The organism is Kitasatospora sp. NPDC059462, assembly GCF_042749955.1.
In the GTDB taxonomy this organism is placed as follows: domain Bacteria; phylum Actinomycetota; class Actinomycetes; order Streptomycetales; family Streptomycetaceae; genus Kitasatospora.
The window spans coordinates 1-24,485 of sequence record NZ_JBHYUU010000059.1 but is presented as its reverse complement, the minus strand read 5'-3'; the positions used below and the strand labels follow the sequence as shown (position 1 = coordinate 24,485).

General features: G+C 76.5%; 18 protein-coding genes. 5 read left to right on the top strand and 13 right to left on the bottom strand.

The window, feature by feature from the left end:
- Positions 1 to 165 precede the first annotated feature (165 nt).
- The 8 genes from ACFXAM_RS17420 to ACFXAM_RS17385 all read right to left on the bottom strand — a co-directional run bounded on the left by ACFXAM_RS17420 (position 166) and on the right by ACFXAM_RS17385 (position 13,169).
- A complete protein-coding gene (locus ACFXAM_RS17420; protein ID WP_380292075.1) occupies positions 166 to 3,045 on the bottom strand; it encodes a bpX6 domain-containing protein in 2,880 nt (959 codons plus the stop codon).
- Positions 3,042 to 4,730, bottom strand: a complete 1,689-nt coding sequence (locus ACFXAM_RS17415; RefSeq protein WP_380292073.1) for a hypothetical protein — start codon at positions 4,728 to 4,730, stop codon at positions 3,042 to 3,044. Before ACFXAM_RS17415 ends, ACFXAM_RS17420 begins: the two co-directional genes overlap by 4 nt.
- Positions 4,727 to 5,155 carry a hypothetical protein gene (locus tag ACFXAM_RS17410; RefSeq protein WP_380292071.1) on the bottom strand — a complete coding sequence of 143 codons (429 nt, stop codon included), beginning with the start codon at positions 5,153 to 5,155 and terminating at the stop codon, positions 4,727 to 4,729. The genes ACFXAM_RS17415 and ACFXAM_RS17410 overlap by 4 nt, the downstream gene beginning before the upstream one ends.
- Positions 5,152 to 6,318, bottom strand: a complete 1,167-nt coding sequence (locus tag ACFXAM_RS17405; RefSeq protein ID WP_380292069.1) for an AAA family ATPase — start codon at positions 6,316 to 6,318, stop codon at positions 5,152 to 5,154. The genes ACFXAM_RS17410 and ACFXAM_RS17405 overlap by 4 nt, the downstream gene beginning before the upstream one ends.
- A gap of 119 nt (positions 6,319 to 6,437) precedes the next feature.
- Positions 6,438 to 7,163 (bottom strand): respiratory nitrate reductase subunit gamma, encoded by a 726-nt coding sequence (narI, locus tag ACFXAM_RS17400; RefSeq protein ID WP_380292067.1) that lies wholly within the window; start codon positions 7,161 to 7,163, stop codon positions 6,438 to 6,440.
- 32 nt (positions 7,164 to 7,195) lie between these two features.
- Positions 7,196 to 7,825, bottom strand: coding sequence for a nitrate reductase molybdenum cofactor assembly chaperone (gene narJ / locus ACFXAM_RS17395; protein ID WP_380292065.1), 630 nt, complete (start codon positions 7,823 to 7,825; stop codon positions 7,196 to 7,198).
- Positions 7,822 to 9,453 carry a nitrate reductase subunit beta gene (gene narH, locus ACFXAM_RS17390; RefSeq protein ID WP_380292063.1) on the bottom strand — a complete coding sequence of 544 codons (1,632 nt, stop codon included), beginning with the start codon at positions 9,451 to 9,453 and terminating at the stop codon, positions 7,822 to 7,824. Before narH ends, narJ begins: the two co-directional genes overlap by 4 nt.
- On the bottom strand, positions 9,453 to 13,169 hold the full coding sequence (locus tag ACFXAM_RS17385; protein WP_380292061.1) for a nitrate reductase subunit alpha: 3,717 nt from the start codon (positions 13,167 to 13,169) through the stop codon (positions 9,453 to 9,455). Before ACFXAM_RS17385 ends, narH begins: the two co-directional genes overlap by 1 nt.
- A gap of 161 nt (positions 13,170 to 13,330) precedes the next feature.
- On the opposite strand from ACFXAM_RS17385, the gene ACFXAM_RS17380 reads away from it, so the two are divergent.
- Positions 13,331 to 14,287, top strand: a complete 957-nt coding sequence (locus tag ACFXAM_RS17380; protein ID WP_380292059.1) for a tellurite resistance/C4-dicarboxylate transporter family protein — start codon at positions 13,331 to 13,333, stop codon at positions 14,285 to 14,287.
- 30 nt (positions 14,288 to 14,317) lie between these two features.
- Here ACFXAM_RS17380 and ACFXAM_RS17375 read toward each other — a convergent pair whose 3' ends face one another.
- Positions 14,318 to 15,979 (bottom strand): MFS transporter, encoded by a 1,662-nt coding sequence (locus ACFXAM_RS17375; RefSeq protein ID WP_380292057.1) that lies wholly within the window; start codon positions 15,977 to 15,979, stop codon positions 14,318 to 14,320.
- Between the two features lie 214 nt (positions 15,980 to 16,193).
- Between ACFXAM_RS17375 and ACFXAM_RS17370 the strand changes: the two genes are divergently transcribed.
- On the top strand, positions 16,194 to 16,763 hold the full coding sequence (locus ACFXAM_RS17370; RefSeq protein ID WP_380292055.1) for a hypothetical protein: 570 nt from the start codon (positions 16,194 to 16,196) through the stop codon (positions 16,761 to 16,763).
- Between the two features lie 90 nt (positions 16,764 to 16,853).
- Here the strand turns inward: ACFXAM_RS17370 and ACFXAM_RS17365 are convergent, their stop codons facing one another.
- The gene (locus ACFXAM_RS17365; protein ID WP_380292053.1) at positions 16,854 to 17,384 is read right to left on the bottom strand and encodes a hypothetical protein; all 531 of its coding nucleotides are present in this window, start codon (positions 17,382 to 17,384) and stop codon (positions 16,854 to 16,856) included.
- Positions 17,385 to 17,576: 192 nt separating this feature from the next.
- Here ACFXAM_RS17365 and ACFXAM_RS17360 point away from each other — a divergent pair, with 192 nt between their 5' ends.
- Entirely contained in the window at positions 17,577 to 18,251 is a 675-nt protein-coding gene (locus ACFXAM_RS17360) for a transcriptional regulator (RefSeq protein ID WP_380292051.1), read from the top strand.
- A 23-nt stretch (positions 18,252 to 18,274) separates the two neighbouring features.
- Here the strand turns inward: ACFXAM_RS17360 and ACFXAM_RS17355 are convergent, their stop codons facing one another.
- Both ACFXAM_RS17355 and ACFXAM_RS17350 read right to left on the bottom strand, forming a co-directional pair.
- A complete protein-coding gene (locus ACFXAM_RS17355; protein ID WP_380292049.1) occupies positions 18,275 to 18,883 on the bottom strand; it encodes a hypothetical protein in 609 nt (202 codons plus the stop codon).
- A gap of 186 nt (positions 18,884 to 19,069) precedes the next feature.
- Positions 19,070 to 19,831, bottom strand: a complete 762-nt coding sequence (locus ACFXAM_RS17350) for a GNAT family N-acetyltransferase (protein ID WP_380292047.1) — start codon at positions 19,829 to 19,831, stop codon at positions 19,070 to 19,072.
- A gap of 240 nt (positions 19,832 to 20,071) precedes the next feature.
- Here ACFXAM_RS17350 and ACFXAM_RS17345 point away from each other — a divergent pair, with 240 nt between their 5' ends.
- Positions 20,072 to 20,545 carry a DUF6623 family protein gene (locus ACFXAM_RS17345; protein WP_380292045.1) on the top strand — a complete coding sequence of 158 codons (474 nt, stop codon included), beginning with the start codon at positions 20,072 to 20,074 and terminating at the stop codon, positions 20,543 to 20,545.
- A gap of 60 nt (positions 20,546 to 20,605) precedes the next feature.
- Here the strand turns inward: ACFXAM_RS17345 and ACFXAM_RS17340 are convergent, their stop codons facing one another.
- On the bottom strand, positions 20,606 to 21,823 hold the full coding sequence (locus tag ACFXAM_RS17340; RefSeq protein WP_380292043.1) for an ROK family transcriptional regulator: 1,218 nt from the start codon (positions 21,821 to 21,823) through the stop codon (positions 20,606 to 20,608).
- A 402-nt stretch (positions 21,824 to 22,225) separates the two neighbouring features.
- Between ACFXAM_RS17340 and helR the strand changes: the two genes are divergently transcribed.
- Positions 22,226 to 24,424, top strand: a complete 2,199-nt coding sequence (gene helR / locus ACFXAM_RS17335) for an RNA polymerase recycling motor ATPase HelR (RefSeq protein ID WP_380292041.1) — start codon at positions 22,226 to 22,228, stop codon at positions 24,422 to 24,424.
- The last annotated feature ends 61 nt before the right edge of the window (positions 24,425 to 24,485 follow it).

Sequence of the window (24,485 nt, the reverse complement as noted above, 5' to 3'; positions counted from 1 at the left end):
CCCGGCCGCCAGGCTGGGGGCCATTGGCGACCGACGACAACGCGGCGTGGGGGTACCTCCCGGCCGGAGGCTGGGGGCGTGCGTGCCCAGGCGTCGCGGACCCGGCAAGGATCCAAGAGACAGACCCTGATCCCCCGGCCCGCCCAGGGGGTGAAGGCGGGGCCGTCAGCCGGTGGTCACCCGGAGGTTGGCGAGCAGGGTGGAGCCGTCGGCGGAGGTGGCGAGGACGCGGCCGGAGCGGTGCCAGTGGGTGACGGCGCCGGCGTGGTGGCGCAGGCCGATCCGGGGGCCGGCGGCGTCGGGGAAGCGCAGGGTGAGCGTGGGGGCAGAGGCCTGGCCGGTGCCGGTGTCCACCCGCAGGTCCGCGCCTTCGGGAACGGTGAGCGCCCAGTGGTCACCGTCGGCGGCGGGGCCGGCCGAAGCCCGGCCGTCGATGCGCAGTTCGGTGTCCGGGCGCTCGGAGGTCCAGTACAGGAGGGTGTGGTCGTCCGGCGCCGTCGCGGTGGCGGCGCCGGGGCCGGCGGTGGCGGTGAGCAGGCTTCCGGCGGCGAGGGCGACGGCGGCGAGGGGCTCCACCGCGAGGGCGTCGTCCACGCGCAGGCGCCCGCGCAGCTCCCAGCCCGGAAGGTCCCAGCGCCACACCTCGGTGAGCGGGGAGCCGTCGGGCAGCGGCGAGCGGACGACGGCCGCGCAGCCGCCGGGGGTGCGCGAGATGCCGCCCACCAGCCGCTGGTCGCCGCCGAGTTCGCGCCACACCACGGTCGGGCGCGGGGTGAGGGTGTCGAGGACGACGAGCTCGCGCCCGTCCGAGGCGATCAGGTGCCGGCCGTCGAAGGACGGCGCGAGCTGCCGGGCCCGCAGGGTGGTCCACGGCCGGACGGTGCGGGTGGCGAGGTCGAGGCGGGCGAAGCCGCGCAGCTCCGGGCCGTGGTCCTCGACCAGCAGGGCGCTGCCGCCGTGGTCGGCGAGCACGAGCCGGTCGGCGGGGGTGTCCCAGCGGGCGCGCACACGGCCGTCGGGGGCGAGCAGCCGGACCCCGGCCTGGCCGCAGGCGACCAGCAGGGATCCCGAGGCGAGCCGGGCGGCGTCCAGCACCGGCAGGGTGCCCGGCCGGTCGGCCGCGGTGTACCGGCGGGTCGCGGCGGGCGGGAGCGGCCGGGGCCGGGGGCGGGCCAGGTCGGCGGCCGTCAACGGGTCGGCGCGGCGCAGCAGCCGGTCGAAGAGCGCGTGCTCGGTGATCGCGCCCGGGCCGCTGCCCCGGGCGCCCCCGAAGCCGCCGTCACGGGCGGCGGCCCGGGCGGCGGCGGTGGCGAGTTCGCGGTCGGTGGCCGCGTCGGCGGCGGGCAGCTCGGCGAGCGCGGTCGCGAGGGCGGAGCGGCCCGTGGTGTGCGGGTCGCCGTCGCCGTCGAGGACGGCGCGGGCGAGGGCCCGGGTGGCGTCTCCGGCGTCCAGGGCGAGCAGGTACGGCAGCGCCCGGCCGCGGACCGGGCCGCCGAGGGCGACCGCGTCCCGCAGGTCGGCGGCGATCGTCGGGCGCAGGGCCGCGTCCGGCCAGGCCGCCTCGACGGCGCCCAGCCGGTCGCCGGCCGCGCGGCAGTGCTCGGCCCAGGCGGCGCGCAGGGCGCGGGCGGCCTGCGGGTCGGTGGCGGCCAGGCGCTCGACGGCCCGGGCGAAGACACCCCGGCGGTGGGCGGTGCGGACGGCGCGCTCGTGCTCGCCGGCCCGCCACCAGAGGCGCACCACCTGGTCGCCGGGCAGGTTGCGGCCCTCGGCGAGTTCGGCGGCCTGGGCGGGGCGCTCGTGCCGGTCGAGCAGGGCGACGGCCTCGGCGGGCGCGTCCAGCAGGTCGGCGAGGACGAAGGCGGCCTCGTCGATCCGCCCCTGCTGTTCCAGCCGCTCGGCGGCGTGCCGGTAGAGCGCGCTGAGGTGCTGGTAGGCCGTGGGGCCGCTGAACGGGGTGACCGAGGCCTCGGGGCCCTCGGCCGGGGTGGGGCGCAGGGCGCCGGTGAAGCGCTTGGGCAGGGAGAGCGAGAGCCAGACCCGCGCGGTCCCACCGCCCCGGTGCCCGGAGGCGAGCGGCAGGGCGTCGCGCAGGGCGTCGTCCCAGCGGTGCTGTTCGAAGGCCCGGGTGAGGTCGCGCAGGTAGCGGGCGTGCCGTCCGCGCAGCAGGCGGGCGGCGGGGGTGCGCAGGGTGAGGCGGGCCAGCAGGTGGCCGAGCCGGAGCGGAACGGTCCGGCGCGGGACGGCGGCGCCGTCGGCGGGGGCACCACCGGCCGGGGTGCCGTCGGCGCGGGTGCCGTCGCCGCGGGTGCCGGTGCCCGCGCCCCCGGCCGCGCGCCGGCCGCAGAGCAGCGCGTACGCGAGGGCCGCGACGGCCGCCGCGACCACCACGCCGCCCGGGTCGATGCGGTGGTCGTCGAGCAGTCCGAGGCCGTAGAGCACCACCAGCGACAGGGGCAGCGCGATCATCAGGACGACGACGACCGCCGCGGTGCGCTCGTCGACGGCGGTCTCCGGACCGCGCCGCCGCCGGGAGCGCGCCCCGCCGCCGGACGGCGCGCCGGAGGTCAGCCGCCGGGCCCGCCCGGAGGCGGGCCGGATGCCGGCCGCCGCCCGCAGGTCCGGCCGGGGCCGCGGCGGCAACGACTCCTCGACGGGCGCCGCCTCGGGCACCGGGGCGACGCCGAGCGGGCGCGGGCGGTGCAGGGTGAGGCCGGTCAGCAGCAGCCAGCCGGACGGGTCCACCTCCGGAAGCCGGTCGATGGCATGAACCACCGTCACCCCGGCCCGGACGAGCGCGAGTTGGCCGGCCGTGGCGCCGGGCGCGGCCCCGGGGGCGGCCAGCGCGCCGCGCCCGGTGCGCTCCAGCGGCAGGCCGGGAGCCCGGTCGGCACGCACCCGGACCGGCTCCGGAAGCGTCAGCAGCCATCGCCCGTCCGGCAGTTCACGCAGCCCCGCGCCGTCGCACCAGAGGCCGAGGACGCGCTCGGCGGCCTCCGCCGGACCGGTCAGCGGCACATCCAGGACGAATCCCGCGGCGTTCACTCGTCACTCCCGAGCACCTGGTGGATCCGGCCGGACAGGGCGCTGCCGACCACCAGCCGCCCCATCGAGGTCTCGGCCGCGATCAGCGGCAGGGTGGGGTGCACGGCGGGCGCGACGCTGCCGCCGGAGAACCGGCTGAGGGTGCGGACCCCGTCGGTGCGGATCGCCCGGACCAGCCGGCCGCCGGGCGACCAGGTGATCAGCGCGGGCTCGTGGCCGACGTGGACCAGGCCGAGCACCTCGGCCTTCTCCCGGAACGCCAGCCGCCGTTCGTCACCCCGCGGGGTCCGCGCCGTCCAGTGCTTGCCGTCCTCCGACCAGGCCGCCGTCCCGTCCGCGTGCAGCAGGTGCCGGGCCCGCGCGGCCTCCGGCGGCAGGGCGCGGCCGAACAGCCGGGGCTCGCGGAACCGGTCGAAGCCGCGTTCGCGTTCCGTGCCGTACCCGACCGGACCGTCGTCGGTGACCGTGCCGTCGGGGGCGATCCGCCGCCAGCGTCCGGCGAGCGGGACCAGCAGGTCGTCCCCGGCGCGCAGCAGCGGCAGCACGGGGCGGTCCGCCAGCCGCGCCACCAGACCCTCGTCGAGGCCGAGCCGGGCCGGGTCGAGGGAGAGTTCGGCGGGCCCGGCGAGCGGGCGCCCGATGACGTGGCGCAGCACCCGGCCGCGGTGGAGGTTCAGGGTGATCAGCCGCCGGCCGGTGCGCCCGGCGGCGATCACCCGGCCGTTCAGCCGGTGCGTCCTGGACTGCACGGCGCCCCGGTGCCGCTGCTCGACGTCGCGCACGTCCACCGAGCGGAGCGTTCCCGCGTCCCGGCCGCGGGCGAGCAGGAACGGCGCCTCGGTGGTGAACGCGGGCAGCGACCGCCCGGACGGTCCGGTTGTCGGCGACGGCGCGGCCGCCGTCGGGCCGGTGCGCCGGAACTCCGCGCCGCGCAGCGTCCGGACGGCGATGTCGGCGGCGGGCAGCGGCAGTTCGAACTCCGCGCGGTCGAGCCGGACGGTGACGTGGGTGGCGCCCGCCGGGCCCCAGCGGGCCGGCTCGCTCACCAGCACCCGGGGCAGGGCGGGGAGCCGGTCGGCGAGCCGGGGCGAGGTGAGCAGCCAGGCCCGGTCGGCGGCGTCCAGCGTGGCGGCCGCGAACTCGACGTCCTCGGGGGTGGGTTCGGCGGTGCGGCGGGCCGCGAGCCAGGCGGGCAGCAGGTCGGCCGGCTCGCCGCCGAACCAGTGCACGGGCTCGTCGCCGAGGACGCCCACCAGCAGGTCGCCGCCCCGGGCGGCGGCCCGGCGGTGCAGCACGAGCAGCGCGGCCAGCTGGACCAGCCGCCCGGCGCCGGCCTGCGAGGGCCCGGCGTCCACCATCGCCACCGTCCGGCCGCGCGGCTTCGCGGTGCGGAACTCCGGTTCGAGGTAGAGGAGTTCACGGTCGGCGAAGCGGCGCAGGAACTCCTCGGGGTGCTCCTCGGCGAGCAGCCACTCGGAGGGCAGCAGCCGGTCGGGCGGCCCGGAGCGGCCGAGTCCGCCCAGGCCGTCCGGCTCCCCCGGGCCGTCGGTCACCGGCTCGCGCTCGGCGACCAGCGCGTCGAGGCGGCGCAGCAGCGGCCCGAGGGCGGCGGCGAGTTCGGGGGTGAGCGCGGACAGCGCGCCGGCCCAGGGCGCCAGGGCGGCCGGGAGGCGGGTCCCGCTCATCGTCCGGCCTCCCCGGTCCAGGGCGTGAGCGCCTGCGGGTCGGTGGCGGGGGCCGGCGGGGCGGCGACGAGGGCGTGGTCGGGGGTGAGCACGCAGAGCTCGCCGGGTTCGGCGCCGAGCGCGGCGCGCCAGAGCGCGGCGGCCGGCCGGGGGCGGGCGGTGGTCGGGACCAGCAGTTCGCCGTCGCGGCCGAGGTAGCGGGCGCCGTCCGACCACGGGAGGTCGTCGGGCTCGCCGAGGACCAGCAGCGCGGTGGCGTCGGCGAGCACGCCGAGCCGGGCACCGTCGGCGAGCCGGGCGCGGGTGGCGACGGCCAGCGCCGCGACGGCGTCGCCGACGGCGAGGACGGCGGCGGCGGGCAGCGGCGGCTCGCGGCGTTCCCAGCCGAGCGCCACGGCGGGTGGGGCGGGGCGGGCGGCCGTCACGAGGGAGCGACCGCGGCGACGAGTTCGGCGCGTATGCCGGCGAGCGCGGCGGGCAGGTCGGCGGGGGCGAACCCGGCGTCGATCTCGCGCAGCGCGGCCTCCAGGCGCAGCCGGGAGTCCCGCCCGTCGGGCAGCCCGCGGTGCTCGGCCAGCAGGGCGGCCCCGGTGCGGGCGAGCCGTTCGGCGCGGGCGGCCGTGCTGCGGGAGAGCTCCTCGGCGGCGTGCGCGAGGGATGCGTTGGCGGCCTTCTCGACGAGGTCGGCGAGGGTGTCCCGGGCCAGCGCCTGGGTGTCGGCGGTGGGGGCGACCAGCGGCAGCACCCACAGGTCGCGGGCGGTGGCGACGCCCCGCCCGTCCAGCACGGCGGCGGCCGCGACCAGCCGCTGCGAGCGGACGGCCCGCCGGTCGCCGACGGGCACTCCGGCCGCGCGCAGCCGGCGCAGCGCGGTGGCGAGCAGCGGGGTGACGTCGTCGAGGTCGCAGCCGCGGGCGGCGTCGGCGAGGCGGTCCAGCGCGCCGAGCAGGTCCCCCGCGCCGGCCGGAACGGGGGCGGCGGGCCGCCGTCCGGACTCCAGCAGCTCCTCCAGCCGGGCGTCGACGACCGGCTCGACGAAGACCCGGGCGAGGAAGCGGTCGGCGAAGGCGGCGAGCGCCGGGTCCTCCGGCAGGTGGTTGGCCGCGCCGACGCAGACCCGCAGCGGGCTGGCGAGGACGGTGCCGCCGCGCCGGAAGACCCGTTCGTTGAGCAGGCCGAGCAGGGTGTTGAGGACGGCCGTGGAGCCGAGGAAGACCTCGTCGAGGAAGGCGATCTCGGCCTCGGGCAGCATCCCCGCCGTCTCGAACTCGACCCGGCCCTCGCGCAGGCTGCGCAGGTCGACGGGCCCGAACAGCTCGTTGGGTTCGGTGAACCGGCCGAGCAGGTACTCGAAGTAGCGGCCGCCGAACTGACCGGCCACCCGCCGCACGGCCTGCGACTTGGCGGTGCCGGGCGGGCCGACGACCAGCAGGTGCTCCCCGGCGACGGCGCAGAGCGCGACCGCCTCGGCGACCGTCTCGCGGTCGACCAGGCCGCGCCCGGCGGCTTCCACGGCGGCGGCGATCAGCTCGGCGTCCCGGCGGAGCGCGGCGGTACGGGCGTCGGGCGGGGTGCTGGTGTCGGTCACGAGCACCGGAGTCTACGGGGGCCCGATCCACCGTCACCAGCGGGTTTCGGCGGGGGCCCGCCGGGGGCGGGGGGACGGGGCAGCCGCCCGCCCGCTCAGGGGTGCCCGCGGCGCGGCGCTCACTCGTCGAGCTGCTCCCAGCCGCGCCGCACCGGGGTGCCGGCGGGCCGGCGGGGGTCGCGGCTGCGGTAGACGATGTACGGGCGGAACAGGTACTGCACCGGGGCGCTGAACATGTGGACCAGGCGGGTGAAGGGCAGCAGCGCGAACAGCACCAGGCCGACCACGGCGTGCACCTTGAACGCGAGGGGGACGTCCGCCATCCGGCCCACGTCCGGGTTCAGGGTGAACAGGCTGCGGGCCCACGGGGCGATGGTGGAGCGGTAGTCGTAGCCGGAGTCGAGCGAGGAGTGCATCAGCTTGGCGACCAGGCCGAGCACGATCGCCGCGAGCAGCACCACGTACATCAGCTTGTCGTTGCGGGTGGTGGCGCGCAGCACCGCGGGGTTGCGGCGCCGGCGGTGGAGCAGGGCGAGGATCCCGGCGACGGCCAGGAAGCCCGCCGCGCAGCCGGCGAACAGCGACAGCAGGTGGTAGGCGTGCTCGTCCAGGCCGACGGCGTCCGTCCAGGAGGCGGGCACGAACAGGCCCATCAGGTGGCCGGCCAGCACGAAGAGGATGCCGTAGTGGAACACCGGGGAGGCGATGTTCAGCAGGCGGGACTCGTAGAGCTCGGAGGAGCGGGTGGTCCAGCCGAACCTGTCGTAGCGGTGGCGCCAGACGAGTCCGGAGACCAGCAGCGCGGCCGCGACGTACGGCAGCGCGCCCCAGAGGAAGGTGTCCATGGTGGCGGTTCTCCGGTTCTCCGGTTCTCCGGTCAGGTGGGCAGGACGGGCAGCAGGCCGAGGTGCCCGTACGGCGGGGCGTCGAGGCCGACCCGTTCGCTCGGCGGGCCGCCCCGGGCGAGCGCCAGCGCGGCGGCCCGGTCCCGGGGCGAGGGTCCGGGCAGGGTGGCGCAGACGGCGGTGAGCACGTGTGCGTACGGCGTGCCGTGCTCGGCGAGGGCGAGCCGCAGGAGTTCCAGGGCGGGCCGGTGCCCCCGCAGCAGCGTCTCGTCGCCGGTGGCGGCGGTGAACTCCAGGACGGCGGGCAGGAAGTCGGGCAGTTCCCCGCCCTCGAACTGGTCCCCGCCCCCGAACTCCAGGCCGTGCGCCCGGTAGGCGGCCTTGAAGCGCAGCAGGGCCTGCCCGCGCCGGCGGGTGTCGCCGTCGGTCCACCAGCTGAGGTGCAGGCTGTGCCGCTGGGTGAAGTCGAACACCTCGACGTAGTGGCGGGCCAGTTCACCGGCGGGGCGGGCCCCGGCCCAGTCGAGGAAGGTGCGCAGCGGCGCGGCGGAGGCGTGCCGGACCGGCCGCAGCAGGACGGCCGGTGCGAGCAGCGGGGCGTCCGGGTAGCAGAGGCAGTCGGCGGCGGCCCGCCGGACGAGCGCCCGGGGGTCGGCCGTCACGGCGAGGGCTCCTCGTGCGCGGCGGCGGCGTCCTCGGGTGCCGCCGGGTGGTCGGCGCTCTGGCGCCGGCGCAGTGCGTGGAAGCTCTCCACGGTGACCAGCGGCAGCGAGCGCCGTCCCGAGCCGGCGCCGACAGGGCCGTCGGTGCCGTCGGGCGCGCCGTCGGCGTGGTCGAGGCCGCAGCCGGCGGGCAGCGCGGACTCCTCCAGCCGTTCGGCGTCGGCGCGGGCGGCGGTCGGGATGACGTAGCGGTCCTCGTACTTGGCGACGGCGAGCAGCCGGAAGAGGTCCTCGACGGAGCGGGCGTCGAGTCCGACGGCCTCGGCGACGCCCGGGTCGGGCTCGCGGCCGAGGTTGACGGCGCGCATGTGGGAGCGCATCGCGGCGAGCCGGTCGAGGACGGCGCGCACCGGTGCGGGGTCGCCGGCGGTGAAGAGCCCGGCGAGGTACTCCACGGGGATGCGCAGGGCGTCGATCGCGCCGAAGAGGTTCCCCGCGTCCTCGCCGTCGTGGCCGGCGGCGGCGACCTCCTCGACGACCGGGGAGAGTGGCGGGATGTACCAGACCATCGGCAGGGTGCGGTACTCGGGGTGGAGCGGCAGCGCGACCCGGTAGGTGCTGACGAGCGCGTGCACGGGCGAGCGGCGGGCGGCCTCCAGCCAGTCGTGCGGGATGCCGTCGCGTTCGGCGGCGCGCCGCACCCCGGGGTCCTCCGGGTCCAGGAGGACGCCCAGCTGGGCCTCGTACAGGTCGCGTTCGTCCTCGACGGAGGCGGCGGCGGTGACCCCGTCGGCGTCGTACAGCAGCACGCCGAGGTAGCGCAGCCGCCCGACACAGGTCTCGGAGCAGACGGTGGGCAGGCCGACCTCGGTGCGCGGGTAGCAGAAGGTGCACTTCTCGGCCTTGCCGGTGCGGTGGTTGAAGTAGATCTTCTTGTACGGGCAGCCGGTGACGCACTGGCGCCAGCCCCGGCAGCCGTCCTGGTCGACGAGCACGATGCCGTCCTCGGCCCGCTTGTAGATCGCGCCGGACGGGCAGGCGGCGGCGCAGGCCGGGTTGAGGCAGTGCTCGCAGATCCGGGGCAGGTAGAACATGAAGCTCTGCTCGTACTGGAAGCGGATCCGCTCGCCCACCTCCCGCCGCATCCGCTCGACGTTGGGGTCGGCGGCGGCGTGCTCGGGGGCGCCGCCGAGGTCGTCGTCCCAGTTGGGCGACCACTCGACGGACATCGGGCGGCCGGTGATCAGCGAGTGGGGGCGGGCGACGGGGTAGTCCTCGCCGAGCGGGGCGTCGGTCAGCGTGCGGTAGTCGTACGTCCAGGGCTCGTAGTAGTCCTGGAGGGTGGGCATCACGGGGTTGGCGAAGATCGTGGCGAGCTTGTACAGCCGTCCGCCCTGGCGCAGCTTGAGCCGTCCGCGCCGGTCGAGGCGCCAGCCGCCGCGCCAGGTGTCCTGGTCCTCGTAGCGACGCGGGTAGCCGAGGCCGGGGCGGGTCTCGACGTTGTTGAACCAGACGTACTCGGTGCCCTGCCGGTTGGTCCAGGTCTGCTTGCAGGTGACCGAACAGGTGTGGCAGCCGATGCACTTGTCGAGGTTCATCACCATGGCGAGCTGGGCCATCACGCGCATCAGTACCGCACCTCCTGGCGGCGCCGGCGGACGACCGTCACCTCGTCGCGCTGGTTCCCGGTCGGGCCGAGGTAGTTGAACGCCCAGGAGAGCTGGGCGTAGCCGCCGATCAGGTGGGTGGGCTTGAGCAGCACCCTGGTCAGCGAGTTGTGGATGCCGCCGCGCCGTCCGCCGGTCTCGGCGCGGGGCACGTTGACGGTGCGCTCCTGGGCGTGGTGCATGTAGACGGTGCCGGGCGGCATGCGGTGCGAGACGACGGCGCGGGCGACGACGACGCCGTTGCGGTTGACGGCCTCGATCCAGTCGTTGTCGGCGACGCCGATGGCGGCGGCGTCCTCGGCCGACATCCAGATCACCTGCCCGCCGCGGGAGAGCGCGAGCATGAACAGGTTGTCCTGGTACTCGGAGTGGATGGACCACTTGTTGTGCGGGGTGAGGTAGCGGACGGTCACCTCCCGCTGCCCGTCGGGCCCGAGGGCGGGCTCGCCGAACAGCCGGCGGATGTCCAGCGGCGGGCGGTAGACCGGCAGGGCCTCGCCGAGTTCGTGCATCCAGTCGTGGTCGACGAAGAAGTGCTGGCGGCCGCTGAGCGTGTGCCAGGGCTTGAGGTGCTCGGTGTTGAGGGTGAACGGGCTGTAGCGGCGCCCGCCGGCCTCGCTGCCGGACCACTCGGGCGAGGTGATGACCGGGGCGGGGGCGGCCTGGGTGTCGGCGTAGGAGATCCGGCGGCCCTCGTGCTCGGCGGCCAGGTGCGCCAGCTCCCGTCCGGTGCGCCGCTCCAGGGCGCGGAAGCCCTGGGTGGCGAGCCGGCCGTTGGTGGTGCCGGAGAGAGCGAGGACGGTGTCGCAGGCCTTGACGGCGGTGTCCAGGGCCGGACGGCCGTCGGCGGGGCCGCCGCGGACCACGCCGTTGCGGGCCTTGAGCTGCTCGACCTCCTCCTCCGGGTGCAGCACCACGCCCTTGGCGGGCAGGCCGAGCCGTTCGGCCAGCGGGCCGAGCGAGGCCATCTTGGCCGACACCGCGGTGTAGTCGCGTTCGACGACGGCGAGGTTCGGCATCGTGACGCCGGGGACGGGCTCGCAGGCGCCGTCCCGCCAGTCCAGGTCGGTGCCACCGGGCTGGGCGGTCTCGCCGGGGGTGTCGTGCTGCAGCGCGGTGGCGACCAGGTCGTGCCGGGTGCCCAGGTGGTCGCGGGCGAGTTCGCTGAACCGCGCGGCGATCGCGTGGAAGGCGTCGAAGTCGGTGCGGGCCTGCCAGGGCGGGTCGACGGCGGGGGCGAAGGAGTGCACGTAGGGGTGCATGTCGGTGGAGGACAGGTCGTGCTTCTCGTACCAGGTGGCGGCGGGCAGCACGACGTCGGAGAGCAGGGTGGAGGAGGTCATCCGGAAGTCCAGCGAGAGCAGCAGGTCGAGTTTGCCCTCGGGGGCCTCGGCGGGCCGGCGCACGTCGCGCGGCCGCAGGTCCTCGCCGGCCTCCCGGGCGCGCAGCGAGGAGTGGGTGCCCAGCAGGTGTTTGGTGAAGTACTCGGCGCCCTTGGCGGAGGAGCCGAGCAGGTTGGCCCGCCACAGCGTCAGCACCCGGGGCCAGTTGGCCGGGTCGTCCGGGTCCTCGCAGGCGAACCCGAGCCGCCCGGAGCGCAGTTCGGCGACGACGTGCTCCTTCGGGTCGCGGCCGAGCGCGCGGGCCTCGTCCACGAGGTCGAGCGGGTTGCGGTCGAAGGTCGGGTAGGAGGGCATCCAGCCGAGCCGGGCGGCGCGGGCCAGCAGGTCGACGGTGGCCAGGCCCCGGAAGCGGCCGGTGCCGAGCGGGGAGGCCAGGACGTCCGCCGGGTAGGTGTCGTAGCGCCACTGGTCGGTGTGCAGGAAGAACCAGCCGGTGCCGATCGCCTGCCGGGGCGGGCGGGACCAGTCGGTGGCCCCGGCCAGGGTCGCCCAGCCGGTGATCGGCCGGCACTTCTCCTGGCCGACGTAGTGCGCCCAGCCGCCGCCGTTGCGGCCCTGGCAGCCGGTCAGGGCGAGCAGGGCGAGGAAGGTCCGGTAGATGGTCTCGGAGTGGAACCAGTGGTTGGTGCCGGCGCCCATCAGGATCATGCAGCGGCCCCGGGACTCCTCGGCGGTGCGCGCGAACTCCCGTGCCACCCGGACGGCCTGGGCGGCGGGCACCGAGGTGTGGCGCTCCTGCCAGGCGGGGGTGCCGGGGGTGTCCGGGTCGTCGTAGGAGGCGGGCCAGCGGCCGGGCAGCCCTTCGCGGCCGACGCCGTACTGGGCGAGCAGCAGGTCGTAGACGGTGGTGACCAGCGCGCCGCCGGCCAGCCGCAGCGCGGGCACGCCCCGGCGGACGGTGTCGCCGCGGCCCTGGCCGTGCGCGCCGCCCTCGGTGTCGAAGCGCGGCAGCAGCACCTCGACGGGGGCGGCGGCGTCGTCCCCGTGCAGGGTCAGCCGCGGGCGCAGGTCCTCCAGGTCGAGGTTCCAGCGGCCCTCGCCGGAGGCGGTCCAGCGGAAGCCCAGCGAGCCGTTGGGCACGGCGGGGCGGCCGGTCGCCTCGTCCAGGACGGCGAGCTTCCAGTCGGCGCCCTCGCCGGTGTCGCCGAGGTCGCTCGCGCGCAGGAACTTGGCGGGGACGAAGGCGCCGTCCCGTTCGGTCAGGGTGACCAGGAACGGCAGGTCGGTGAAGCGGCGGACGTAGTCGTCGAAGAACGGGGTGGTGCGCTCGACGAAGAACTCCCGCAGGATCACGTGGCCCATGGCGAGGGCGAGGGCGGCGTCGGTGCCCGGGTGGGGGTGCAGCCACTCGTCGGCGAACTTGGTGTTGTCCGCGTAGTCCGGGGAGACCGCCACCACCTTCTGGCCGCGGTAGCGGGCCTCGGCCATCCAGTGCGCGTCCGGGGTGCGGGTGACCGGGACGTTGGAGCCCCACATCACCAGGTAGGCGGCGTCCCACCAGTCCCCCGACTCGGGCACGTCGGTCTGGTCGCCGAACACCTGCGGGGAGGCCACCGGCAGGTCGGCGTACCAGTCGTAGAACGAGAGCATGGCGGCGCCGATCAGCGCGTGGAAGCGGGCGCCGGCCGCGTGCGAGACCATCGACATCGCCGGGATCGGCGAGAACCCGGCGATCCGGTCCGGGCCGTGGGTCTTCACGGTGTGCACGTGCGCGGCGGCGACGATCTCCACCGCCTCGTCCCAACCCGCCCGCACCAGGCCGCCCTTGCCACGGGCCCGCTGGTAGGCGCGACGGCGCCCGGGGTCGGCCTGGATGTCCGCCCAGGCCGCCACCGGGTCCCCCAGCCGGGCCCGCGCCTCCCGGTACTGCTCCAGCAGCACGCCGCGCACGTAGGGGTGGCGCACCCGGGTGGGCGAGTAGGTGTACCAGGAGAACGCGGCGCCGCGCGGACAGCCGCGCGGCTCGTACTCGGGGCGGTCGGGGCCGACGGACGGGTAGTCGGTGGCCTGGGTCTCCCAGGTGATGATGCCGTCCTTGACGAAGACCTTCCAGCGGCAGGAGCCGGTGCAGTTGACGCCGTGGGTGGAGTACACCACCTTGTCGTGGCTCCAGCGGTCCCGGTAGAAGGCGTCCGCCGCCCGCCCGCCGGTCAGCCGGACGCTGTGCAGGTCCGGTGCGGGCGTCCCGGGGCGGAAGAACCGGCCCGCCCTGAGGAACGCGGCACCGGGCTCGCTCGTCGCCGCGCTCCCGGACTCGCTCGTCGGCTCCCGCACGTGGCACCCTCCGCTTCCGGGCCGGACCGTGTGCCCATCGAAACCGCCCGGCCGCACCGCTGCACCCCGGAGGGGTCCTGCCGGGTGACCGGCCGTCGACCGGCGCCCCGGTCCGGGCGCGTCCGGTGGCCGGGTCCCCGCCCGGGCGCTGCGATGGAGCCATGAACGTACGGAGCCGCCCGCGGTGGGACGCGGTCCCGCCGGCGACCGGCGCGGCGGTGATGGCGACCGGCATCATCTCGGTCGGCTTCCACCTCGCCGGCTTCGACGCCCTGTCGATCGCGGACCTCTGGATCGCCGGCGTGCTCTGGCTGCTGCTGGCGCTCGCCTTCACCGCCCTGCTGCTCGGCGACCCCGGCGGCTGGACGGCCCGCTCGCAGGCTCCGCCCGCGCTCACCGCGGTCGCCGCCACGACCGTGCTCGGCGTGCGCGTGGACCAGCTGGGCCGGACGGCGGCCGCCGAGGCGCTGCTCGTCGTCGCGGCCCTCGCCTGGCCGGTGCTGCTGACCTCCGTGCTGCGCCACCTCGGCCGCAGGCTGCCGGGCGCGGCCTTCCTGATCTGCGTCGCCACCCAGGGCCTGGCCGTGCTCGCCGCCACCCTCGCCCCGCACACCGCCGACTGGCTCGCCCGGGCGGCGCTGCCGGTCTTCGTGCTCGGCCTGCTCCTGTACGGGGACGCGCTGTTCCGCTTCGACCTGCGCCAGGTGACGGAGGGGGCGGGCGACCACTGGGTGGCCGGCGGGGCGATGGCGATCTCCGCGCTGGCCGCGTCCAAGCTGCTCGCCTGCGGGGTGTGGAGCGGTGGGGCGCACACCGCGCTGCGGGTGGTGACGCTGGTGCTGCTCGGCGTCGCGCTGGCCTGGTACGCGGTGCTGGCCGTCGCCGAGCTGCTGCGGCCCCGGCTCCGCTACGACCTGCGGCGCTGGTCGACGGTCTTCCCGCTGGGCATGACGGCGGTGGCGGCGCTGTCGACCGCCACCGCCGCCCGGGTGGACTGGCTGGAGCCGCTCGGCCGGGCGCTGCTCTGGGTGGCGGCGGCCGTCTGGCTGATCGTCGCCGTCGGGGCGCTGCGCCGCCTGCGGCGCCGCCCGGGGAGCCGCCCCCGGCCTTCACGGTGATCCGTTCGGGCCGTGTCCTGCCGCAGATCCTCACGCCGCCGACGGGCCGGGGTCCCGGGCGCCCGTGGCCGGCGGGAGCGGGCCGGCCGAGACGTCGAAGGCGTGCGTCACCGCGGGCGCGGTGCCCGGGCGCAGCAGGGAGCGGGCCTCCTCCTCGTCGCGGCGGTCGGCGGCGGTGAGCCGGCCGTCGTGCTGGGCCAGGTGCTCCGCCCAGGAGGAGACGAGATAGGTCTCGACGAACCGCTCGGGCTCGCCGCCGTCCTGGTAGAGGCCCCAGCTGAGGGCGCCGGTGCGGCGGCGCGAGGCGGCGACCCGGCGCATCCGCCCGGTGAAGGCGGCCCGCTGCTCCGGCTCCACCCGGTACTCGACGGTGACCAGCACCGGTCCGTCCGCGTGGGCCGGTTCGACCACCAGGGGCGGCCGCGGCCAGTGGCCGGAGGGCGTCGGGTCGACCCCGTCGCCGTCGTACAGCGGCAGCCGGCGGGCGCCCACCGCCCCCGCCAGCAGCACCGCGCCGGCGGTCAGCAGCGCGACGCCCGGTCCGTGACGCTCGGCCAGCACCCCCCACAGCGGGGCCGCCAGGGCCTGGCCGCCCTGGAAGACCAGCAGCTGGACGGCCAGGCCACGGGCCCGCACCCAGCCGGGCAGCCGGGTCTGGACCGCCGCGTTGAGGGTGGACAGCACCCCGATCCAGGCCACGCCGGCGGGCAGCAGGGCGAGGCCGACCAGCCAGGGCAGGCGGACGGTCGCCAGCACCGCCAGCACCCCGGCGAGGGCGATCGTCCCCGCGACCAGGGTGCCGTTGGCCCCGAGCCGGCGCCGCAGCAGCGGCAGCGCGAACGCCCCGCCCACCGCGCCGACGCCGACCGCCCCGAGCAGCAGGCCGTAGCCGCCCGGGCCGAGGCCCAGCGAGCGGCGCGCGACCAGCGGCAGCAGCGCCCAGAGCGCGCCCGCGCCGGGCACGAACAGCGCGGTGCGCAGCAGCACCCGCCGCACCCCCGGCGCGTACCGGATGTAGCGGCGCCCCGCGTGCACGGCCGCCAGCAGGCCTTCGGCCCCGCCGGCCGGTCCGTCCTGGGGCGCCGTCCGGTGCCAGCGCAGCAGCACCACCAGGACGCAGAGGTAGGAGGCGGCGTTGAAGGCGAACACCCAGCCCGCGCCGGCCGCCGCGACCACCGCGCCGCCGACCGCCGGGCCGACCGCCCGCGCCAGGTTCATGTTGACGGCGCCGAGCGCCGCCGCCTGCCCCAGCTGCCGGCGCTCCACCAGCTCCGGCTGGACGGCCTGCCAGGCCGGGCCCATCACGGCGGTGCCGCAGCCGAGCAGGAAGGTCAGGCCGAGCAGCGGGCCGGGGGTCAGCGCACCGGCGAAGGCCAGCACCGCGAGGACGGTCGCGACGAGGAGCATCACGACCTGCGCGGCGACCAGCACCGAGCGCCGGTCGCGGCGGTCGGCCAGCACGCCGGCGGGCAGCGCCAGCAGGACGACCGGCAGGCTCGCGGCGGTCTGCACCAGGGCCAGCAGGGCGGCGTCGTGGCCGACCAGCAGCCACTGGGCGCCGACGGTCTGCATCCAGCTGCCGACGTTGGAGACGAGTTGGGCGATCCACAGGGCGCGGAAGACGCGGCCCGCGAGCGGGGCCCACGCCGAGTCGTCCGCCGGGCGCCGGGCAGGGGTGGTCATGGTGCTCATACCGGTCCGTTGCGGGTGGGGGTCGGGGGTTCGGATTCGGACCCTAGGCCGGGCCGGGCGGGCGGACGTGCCCGTGGGCGCACGGGTGGTGCCCCGGGAGTGCACGGTGGGCACGGGCCGGGGCACGGGGACGGGCCGGGGCACGGGCACGGGCACGGCAGACCCGGGTGCTCATCGACGGCCCCGCTCGGGGCTGCGGGCGGGGCCGGGGCCGTTGCCGGACGACGGCCTGCTGCGGGCCCGGGCGCACGCCCGCGAGGTGCGGCTCGCCGAGGTGTCCTGCACGGAGGGGTGCTGCGGCGCCCTCCACGTCACCATCCGGCGGGACGGGGACCAGGTGGTGCGGGAGGACCGGAGACGGACCGCGGCCGGGCCCGGCGGACCCGGGCTGCCGTCCTACCGGTTCGACGCCCGGCTCTACGACGCGGAGGTCGCGAGGGCCGGGAGCGACCGCTCCTGGTCATGGCCGGCCCGCACCGTCGCCCGCCCGATCGGGGCGGGGCCGATCGAGCGTCCGGACCTGCTGGGCCGGTGGGACGCCCGCCCGGGCCGGGTCGGCACCGGCCTCGACGACCCCGGCACCACCGTGGTCACCTTCTGGTACCTGCCGGGCCCGGCGTCCGGAACACCGGAACGGCCCGACCGGGCCCTCCGGTTCAGCTGGGACATCCCGGACGACGGCACCGCGCCCGGGGCCCGGGCTGCCGCCGCCCTGCGCCGGCCGGCCGAGGAGGATCCGAGACCTACGCGCGGCTGTCGCGCGGAAGCCCGGGGCGGGCCGTAGAACTCGGCTCCACCCGGCCCGGCGACGGTTGGCCCGGTCCGGGCGGCCCGTGTCCCCTGCCGCCTGCCCGCGCGCGTCCCGCGCGACCGCTCAGCTGCGCCGTCCGCGGAGCGTCTCGCCCTCCTTCAGGCCCGTGACCTCGATGGAGCAGGTCTGCGCCGTCTCGGTGACCCGCCGCGCCGTGGCCACCGCAGCGAGGTCGAGCGTGCCGTCGACCGGGAATGCGGACAGGCCGGTGTAGAAGGTGAGCCCGTCGACCGGGGCGGGGCGGAGCAGCTTGCCCTCGTCGAGCCGCATGCGCAGGCGCGTGGTGGGCGTGCCCCGGAGGACCTCCACCCAGCCGCCGGCGCCGTCGGGGTTGCCCCAGTGCCAGTTGGGGCGCTCCGAGTACTCCACGAACCGGACGCCGGGCGGGCCCTTGATCTCCAGGACGACCTCGATGTCCTCGAAGAGCGTGTTCTCGAACCCGGTGGCCGCCAGCACGTCGATGTTCAGCACCGCCGTGGCGTGGGGCGGCGGGAGCAGCGTGTCGGGATTCTCGATGAACGGACGGAGGCCGATGTTGCCGGTGAAGATGATCTCCGCGCTGCAGTTCGGGTCGTCCTTCGTCACGGTAGCCATGCCGGATGTCCTTCCCGCCGTCCCGCGTCGGCCGGGACGCCGCGTCCCACGGATCCCCCGTCGCTTCCATCGTCCCGCCGCGCTGCCGGGCGCGCACGCCGGCCGGTGATCCACCGGGACGGCGGTTCCGCCGTCGGGGCCGGGGCGGGTAGGAATGGAGCCGGGGGCGGACCGACGATGCGGAGGCCGTGCATGCCGACCGACCAGCCGAACCAGCCGGAGCTCGCTGCCGAGCGGCACCTGCGCGGGCTACGGGACGAGTTGACCCCGAGCGGCGAGGAACCGCCCGAGGTGGTGGCGCAGTTCGCGGCGGGCCGGGGGCGGCTCGCGGTGCTCGCCGAGCTGGCGGCGCAGCAGCGGCGGGTCATCACCTCCGACCGGCGCAGTCTGCTGCTGCTCGCCACCCGGTGCGCGGACGAGCCGTTGGGCGCGTGGTTCGCCGGGCTGGCGGACGGCGAGAGCGCCGCGCTGCGCACGCTGCCCGCGCTGGCGGCGGCCTGCGGACCGGCTGCCGCGCAGGCGCCGCTGCCGGGGTGCCAGGCCTACCCGGCGTATCTGGCATGGCTGGCGCTGAACGGGCGGCCGCCCGCCGTGGCGGCGGCGCTGGTGGCCAACTTCGCGGCCTGGGGCGGGTACTGCGCCACGCTGGCCGCGGCGCTGCGCCGGTTCCACGGGTTCGGGGACGAGGCGTGCGCGTTCTTCGACTTCTTCGCGCAGCCCGCGACCGCGCTGGAGCGGGCGGCGGCCGAGGCGCTCGGACCGGCGGGATCGACCGCCGGTCCGGACCTCGACGCCGCCCGCGAGTACGGCCGGCTGCTACAGGCCTACGAGCGGCTGTTCTGGAGCACGCTCGCCGAACGGCCCTGAGCCGCCGGGGACCCGGGCCGGGCTCACGCCTGCCAGTGCGGCTTGCCGCTGACCATCCGGCAGGTGATCACCCGGCCGCCCGCCTCGTGGGTGCTCCTGCCGAGGTCGTCGTTGCGGCAGAACTGGCCCGCCTTGTAGCAGTTGCCGGCGTTGGACTTGATCTCGCAGTCACCGGTGGCCGCCGCGGCCTTGGTCTCGGCGGGCGCCGGGTCGGGGTCGGTCGGCGGCTGGGCGGTCGTGACCTTGGGCTGCGGCTCGGCCTTGGTGGGCGTCGGCTGCGGCTTGGGGGTGGTGGCGGGGGCGGCGGTCCTGGTCGGCTGCGCCTTCGGCGGCGCCGCGGGGGTGGTCGGCGCGGGCGCGGCGGCGGGCGGTTCCGGCGCCGGCGGCTGCGTCTCCACCGGCGGGGCCACCGGCGGGGCGACCGGTGCGGGGGTCAGCTCCGGCGTGGGAGTCGCCGGTGCGGGCGGCGCCGCCGGGGTGGTGACCGCGGCCGTGACCGCCGGCGTGGTGGCCGCGACGGTGGCGGTGTCGCCGGTCGTGGGGTCACAACCGGTCAGCGCGAGGCCGACCGTGAAGACGAGTCCGGCGACGGCGGCCAGGCCGCGACGACCGCCGCGCATCCGTGAAGGCATGGACGTGAACGCTCCGTTCCGTTTGAAAGAGGTTCGCGAGTCAATCAGACCGGCCACACGATCTGTCCATAGTTCAAGCACTTGTAAGCAGATCGAGACCTGCCGATCACGGAGCGTCGATCAATGAACAGGTCTGATCACATACCGCCAATCCCAGCCATGCTTGCGACGGGAATCAGCCACCGCTCACCCGCGGACCGACGCCGCGCCCAGGGGGCGGTACCGCAGGCCGAGGCCTTCGTAGAGCCCGCGGGCGGCGTCGTTCCAGTCGTCCACCATCAGCGCCACCGTCCCGTGGGCCTTCAGCGCCTCGGCGACGAGGAAGCCGCCGACCTGCCGCCCGAACCCGCGCCGGCGCGCCGCCGGGTGCACGGCGACACCGGAGAGGAAGCCGACCGTGGGCGCGCACCAGGCGAACGCCCCCACCGCCGCCAGCCGGCCCGCGGAGTCCCGCACCCCCGCCCACCGCTCGACGCCGGGCACCCCCGGCTTCGCGTAGGAATCCGGGAAGCTCGTGCGGACGAGCCGTCCCACCTCGCCCAGCGCACCCGCCGGGAGCCAGCCCGCCCCACCGTCATCCGGCAGGCCGTCATCCGGCGGGCCGTGCCGGTCCATCCAGCCGAAGGGTCCGGAGGCCGTCAGCCCCGGGATCTCCCGGACGACCACCTCGATCAGGCTCCGGTCGCCGAGCGGCCGGCACGCCCACCCCGCCCCGGCCATCACCTGCCGCAGCAACGGGACCGCCGCGTCCGGGGCTCCCCACACCACCGCCCGCGCCCGGGCCAGCAGGTCCGCCCCGGCGACGACCACCGCACGGCCGTCGTCGCTCGACCAGGCCCGGCTGCGCCCGTCCAGGCCCTGCGCCGCCCACAGGCACAGCGCGTCGCCCCCGCAGCGGGCCCGCAGTTCCTCGCAGCCGCCGATCTCCCTCGCGGTGTGACGGGACACGGGGACCTCCTGGATCTCGGTGCCGCAGGCGGGGCCGGACGGGATCCGTCCATGACGGCACGACAAGAGTGCCCCAGGCGCGGGCGTTCGACGAGACCACCCGTCCCCATGACCGGGCGGGCATTACTCTCCGAATCGGTCATCGGATTTCGGCAGCGGAAAGTAGGCGGGGTCCGGCCCTTGAAAGCCGCGACTCCGGAGTGTGAGACTGAAAGAAAAAAGACATAACCTGCCTAGGAGGTGGGTCTTGTGGCGTTGCAAGCGAGTTGGATCCACGGGAACGCCATGACGGTGGAGAATCCCGAGAATCTCAGCCGCAACGGGCACTTCGGGTGGGGCTCCGACGTCGACATCACGCCGGGAAAGACCAGTTGGTTCCACATCACCGTGCCCACGCCGGTGATCGTCGACGACGTGCGGACCAACCTGGTCAGGGTCTTCATCCTGTTCAGCACGGACGTCGGATTCGGGCAGGTCACCCGGCTCCACGTGTGGGACGGTTCCGCGCCCGTCCAGCAATTCGAGAACCTCGCCTTCGAGGGCGACCACCGCGGCGGACTGGACGGCCAGAACACGTTCAACCTCGACCAGCCGCATTCGGTCGCCTTCGGTATCGGCATCTCCTTCTTCGTCGTCGCCGCGATCGGATTCGACACGCCGATCGCTCCCTCCCGGCTGATCCTCGGAACGGCGGGCGGTGATTTCACGACCTGACCGGAAACGGAAAAGGAATCCCGGCCGGCCGACCCGCCGCCCGCCCGGTCCGCCGGTCACTCAGTCCACCAGCGCCGAGCGCCGTTCGAAGACCTCGGGCCGGGCGCGGTCGAGGGCGGTGGCGACGGCGCCCAGGAGGACGGCCTCCTCGCCGAGGCTGCTCGGCGCGAGGGTGGGGCGCATCGGACTGAGGTGCTGCAGCGTCCGGCCGAGGGGGTCGAGCAGCAGGTCGGCGCTGCCGCCGATGCCGCCGCCCAGGACGATCAGGTCCGGGTCCAGAACGGCCGACAGCACCGCCACCGCGTAGGCGAGTTGACCGGCCGCACGCTGCACCGCGGCGCCCGCCAGCGGGTCGCCGGACCGCGCCGCGTCGAAGACCTCCTTGGCCGTCAGCGGACCGGTCATCCCGAGGTCGAGGGCGGTGCGGACGACGGCGTCCGCCGCCGCGGCCTGCTCGACGGTGCCGCCGGGCGTCCCGTCGGGGGACGGCGGGAGCGGGACCAGGCCCACTTCGCCCAGCGCGCCGTGCGCGCCGACCAGCGGCTCGCCGTCCTTGACCACGCCCACGCCGAGGCCGGTGCCGACGAGCACGTAGGCGAACATCCGGCTGCCGCTCCCCCGGCCCGCGCCGAGCGTGTACTCGCCGAGCGCGGCGAGGTTGGCGTCGTTGCCGACGGTGATCGTGGTCGACAGCCCGTCCGCTATCCGGTCGAAGAGCCCGGGTCTGCCCCAGCCCGGCAGGCTGGTGGCGTACCGCACGCCGCGCCGCTGCTCGTCCCAGACGCCGGGCGTGCCGATCACCGCATGCACGATGTCCGCCGCCGTCACACCGGCCTCGTCGGTGGCCTCGCGGGCGGCGGCCACCACCGCGTCGGCGACGGCGTCCGCCGTCCGCCCCTCGTTGGGGACGTCACGGCGGGCCACGATGTCCCCGGCGAGGTCGGCGACGGCGACCCGCAGCCGGGCCCGGCCGATGTCGACGCCGAGGACGTGCCCGGCGAGCGGATCGGGCTCGTACAGGACGGCGGAGCGCCCGCGCTCGGGGATGAACCGGCCGGCCTCGCGGGCCAGTCCGGCGTGTTCGAGGGCGGCCAGGGCGGCGGAGACGGTGGGCTTGGACAGGCCGGTGTCGCGGGCGAGTTGGGCGCGCGAGGACGGGCCGCCGAGGCGCAGCCGTTCGAGCAGCAGCCACTCGTTGTTGCTGCGCAACCGCTGCCGGTTCCACGGCTGCGCCGGTGCGGGGCCCGGCGGAACGGTGGTCGGCAGGTCGCGGCTCATCGGGTCCTCCGGTCTGGGGCGCAGGGCCGGCCCGCCGGTCCGGCACGCCGGTCGGGGGCACGGGTCTGCGGTACTGGTCTGGGGCACGGGTTCTGGGGGCGCGGTCGGTCCCGGGGTGCGCCGGTCGGCGCCCGGGCCAGGGGCACCAGCCAGTATGACCGGTCGTCACGCCGCTCACCGGGGGGGTTTCCGCGCGCGGGGCCGGTACCGGAGGAGGGGAGGGAGGCAGGGGCGGAAGGGCGTCACGCTCTCCTTGCCACTCTCAACGTATAGCGCACGGGGGGTCTTGCCGCAAGGCCCCGGTCCTGGCGCACAATCGTCGACCGAAGCCGGAACCAGCACACTCGGGAGCTTTGCGCAGTGCATCAGCATGTGTCGGAATCCAGGACCGGAGCCGCTGCCATGACGTCCCTGACCACCTTCGCCACCAGCGTGTTCGACCTCCCCGACCGTCTCTCCGCCAAGGCCGACCCGGCGCTGGTCGCCCAGGACGAGCGGCACTTCGCCGCCGTCGCGGAGAGCCTGGAGCGGGCGGTCACCGAGGTCTCCGACCAGCTCGACGCCGCCCTGCGGGCGCCCGGCGGCGCCGGCCGGGCCGCGATGGACCGGGACGCGGAGGTCCACCGCCTGACCGGCCGGCTGCGCGCGCTGCGCCGCTTCGGCCTGGACCTGTGCCTGGGCCGGATCGTCCCGGCGGACGGCGGGGCCCCGGTGTACATCGGCCGCCTCGGCCTGACCGACAGCGAGGGCCGCCGGCTGCTGATCGACTGGCGTTCGCCGGCCGCCGAGCCGTTCTTCGCCGCCACCCACGCGGGCCCGACGGGCCTGGCCAGCCGGCGCCGCTACCGCTGGACGGACGGCCGGATCACCGACTACTGGGACGAGGTGTTCACCGCCGAGGGCCTGGAGGGGCACGCCGCCCTCGACGACCAGTCCGCGTTCGTCGCCACCCTCGGCGGCAGCCGTTCGGCGCGGATGCGGGACGTGCTGGCCACCATCCAGGCGGACCAGGACGCCATCGTGCGGGCCGGCTCGCGCGGCGCGCTGGTCGTCGACGGCGGTCCCGGCACCGGCAAGACGGTGGTCGCCCTGCACCGCTCCGCCTATCTGCTGTACGCGGACCCCCGGCTCGGTCACCGCCGCGGCGGCCTGCTGTTCGTCGGACCGCACCAGCCCTACCTGGACTACGTCGCCGACGTGCTGCCGAGCCTCGGCGAGGAGGGCGTGCGGACCTGCACCGTACGGGACCTCGTCGCCGAGGGCGCGGACGCCGCGGTCGAGCGCGATCCCGAGGTGGCGCGGCTGAAGTCCTCGGCGGAGATGGTGCGGGCGGTGGAGAAGGCGGTGCGGATCTACGAGGAGCCCCCGGGCGAGGGGATGACCGTCTCGACGGACTGGGAGGACCTCTGGCTGAGCGCCGACGACTGGGCGGAGGCCTTCGAGGCACCCGGTCCCGGCACCCCGCACAACGAGGCGCGCGAGGAGATCTGGGCGGAGCTGGCCGAACTGCTGCTGGCCAAGGTGGACGGCGGCGAGGACATCCCGGTCGAGACCTTCCTGCGCTCGCTGCGGCGCGACGAGGAACTGGTCACCACCCTGAACCGCGCCTGGCCGCTGCTGGAGGCCGCCGACGTGGTCGGCGACCTGTGGACGGTGCCCGCCTACCTGCGGCTGTGCGCCCCCTGGCTCACCCCCGACGAGGTGCGCCGGCTGCAGCGCGCCGAGGCGCAGGCCTGGACGGTCTCCGACCTGCCGGTCCTGGACGCCGCGCGGCAGCGGCTCGGCGACCCGGAGGCCGCCCGGCGCAAGCGCCGCCAGGAGGCCGCCGTCGCCGCCGAGCGCGCCAGGATGGCCGACGTCATCACGGACATCCTCGCGGCCGACGACGACGGCGAGGCGGCGGTCACCATGCTGCGCGGCCAGGACCTGAAGGACACCCTGGTCGACGGGAGCGCGCTGCCCGCCGACGCCCCGGACCGGCTGGCCGGCCCGTTCGCCCACATCGTCGTGGACGAGGCGCAGGAGCTGACCGACGCCGAGTGGCAGATGCTGCTGCTGCGCTGCCCGTCCCGGAGCTTCACCATCGTCGGGGACCGCGCCCAGGCCCGGGACGGCTTCGCCGAGTCCTGGCAGGAGCGCCTGGCGCGGATCGGCCTGGACCGCACCGAGGTCGCCTCGCTGAGGGTCAACTACCGCACGCCGGAGGAGGTCATGGCCGAGGCCGAGCCGGTGATCCGGGCCGCGCTGCCGGACGCCAACGTGCCCACCTCGGTCCGGCGCAGCGGGGTGCCGGTCACCCGCGGGACGGTCGCGGAGCTGGACGGCGTGCTCGGCGCCTGGCTGGACGCGCACGCCGAGGGCACGGCCTGCGTGATCGGCGACGCGGCGTTCACGGCGGAGTTCGGGGCGACGTGCCGCGCGGAGTTCCGGGAGACGCCCCGGATCCGGGCGCTCACGCCGGAACTGGCGAAGGGGCTGGAGTTCGACCTCGTGGTGCTCGTCGAGCCGGCGTCCTTCGGTGCGGGCGTCGCGGGCGCGGTCGACCGCTATGTCGCGATGACCCGGGCGACCCGGCAGCTCGTCGTGCTCGGCGGCGCCTGACCTCGGGCCCCGGGGCCCGGGTGGGGCCGGGCCCCGGGGTGGCCGTGCCGGTCACAGCCTG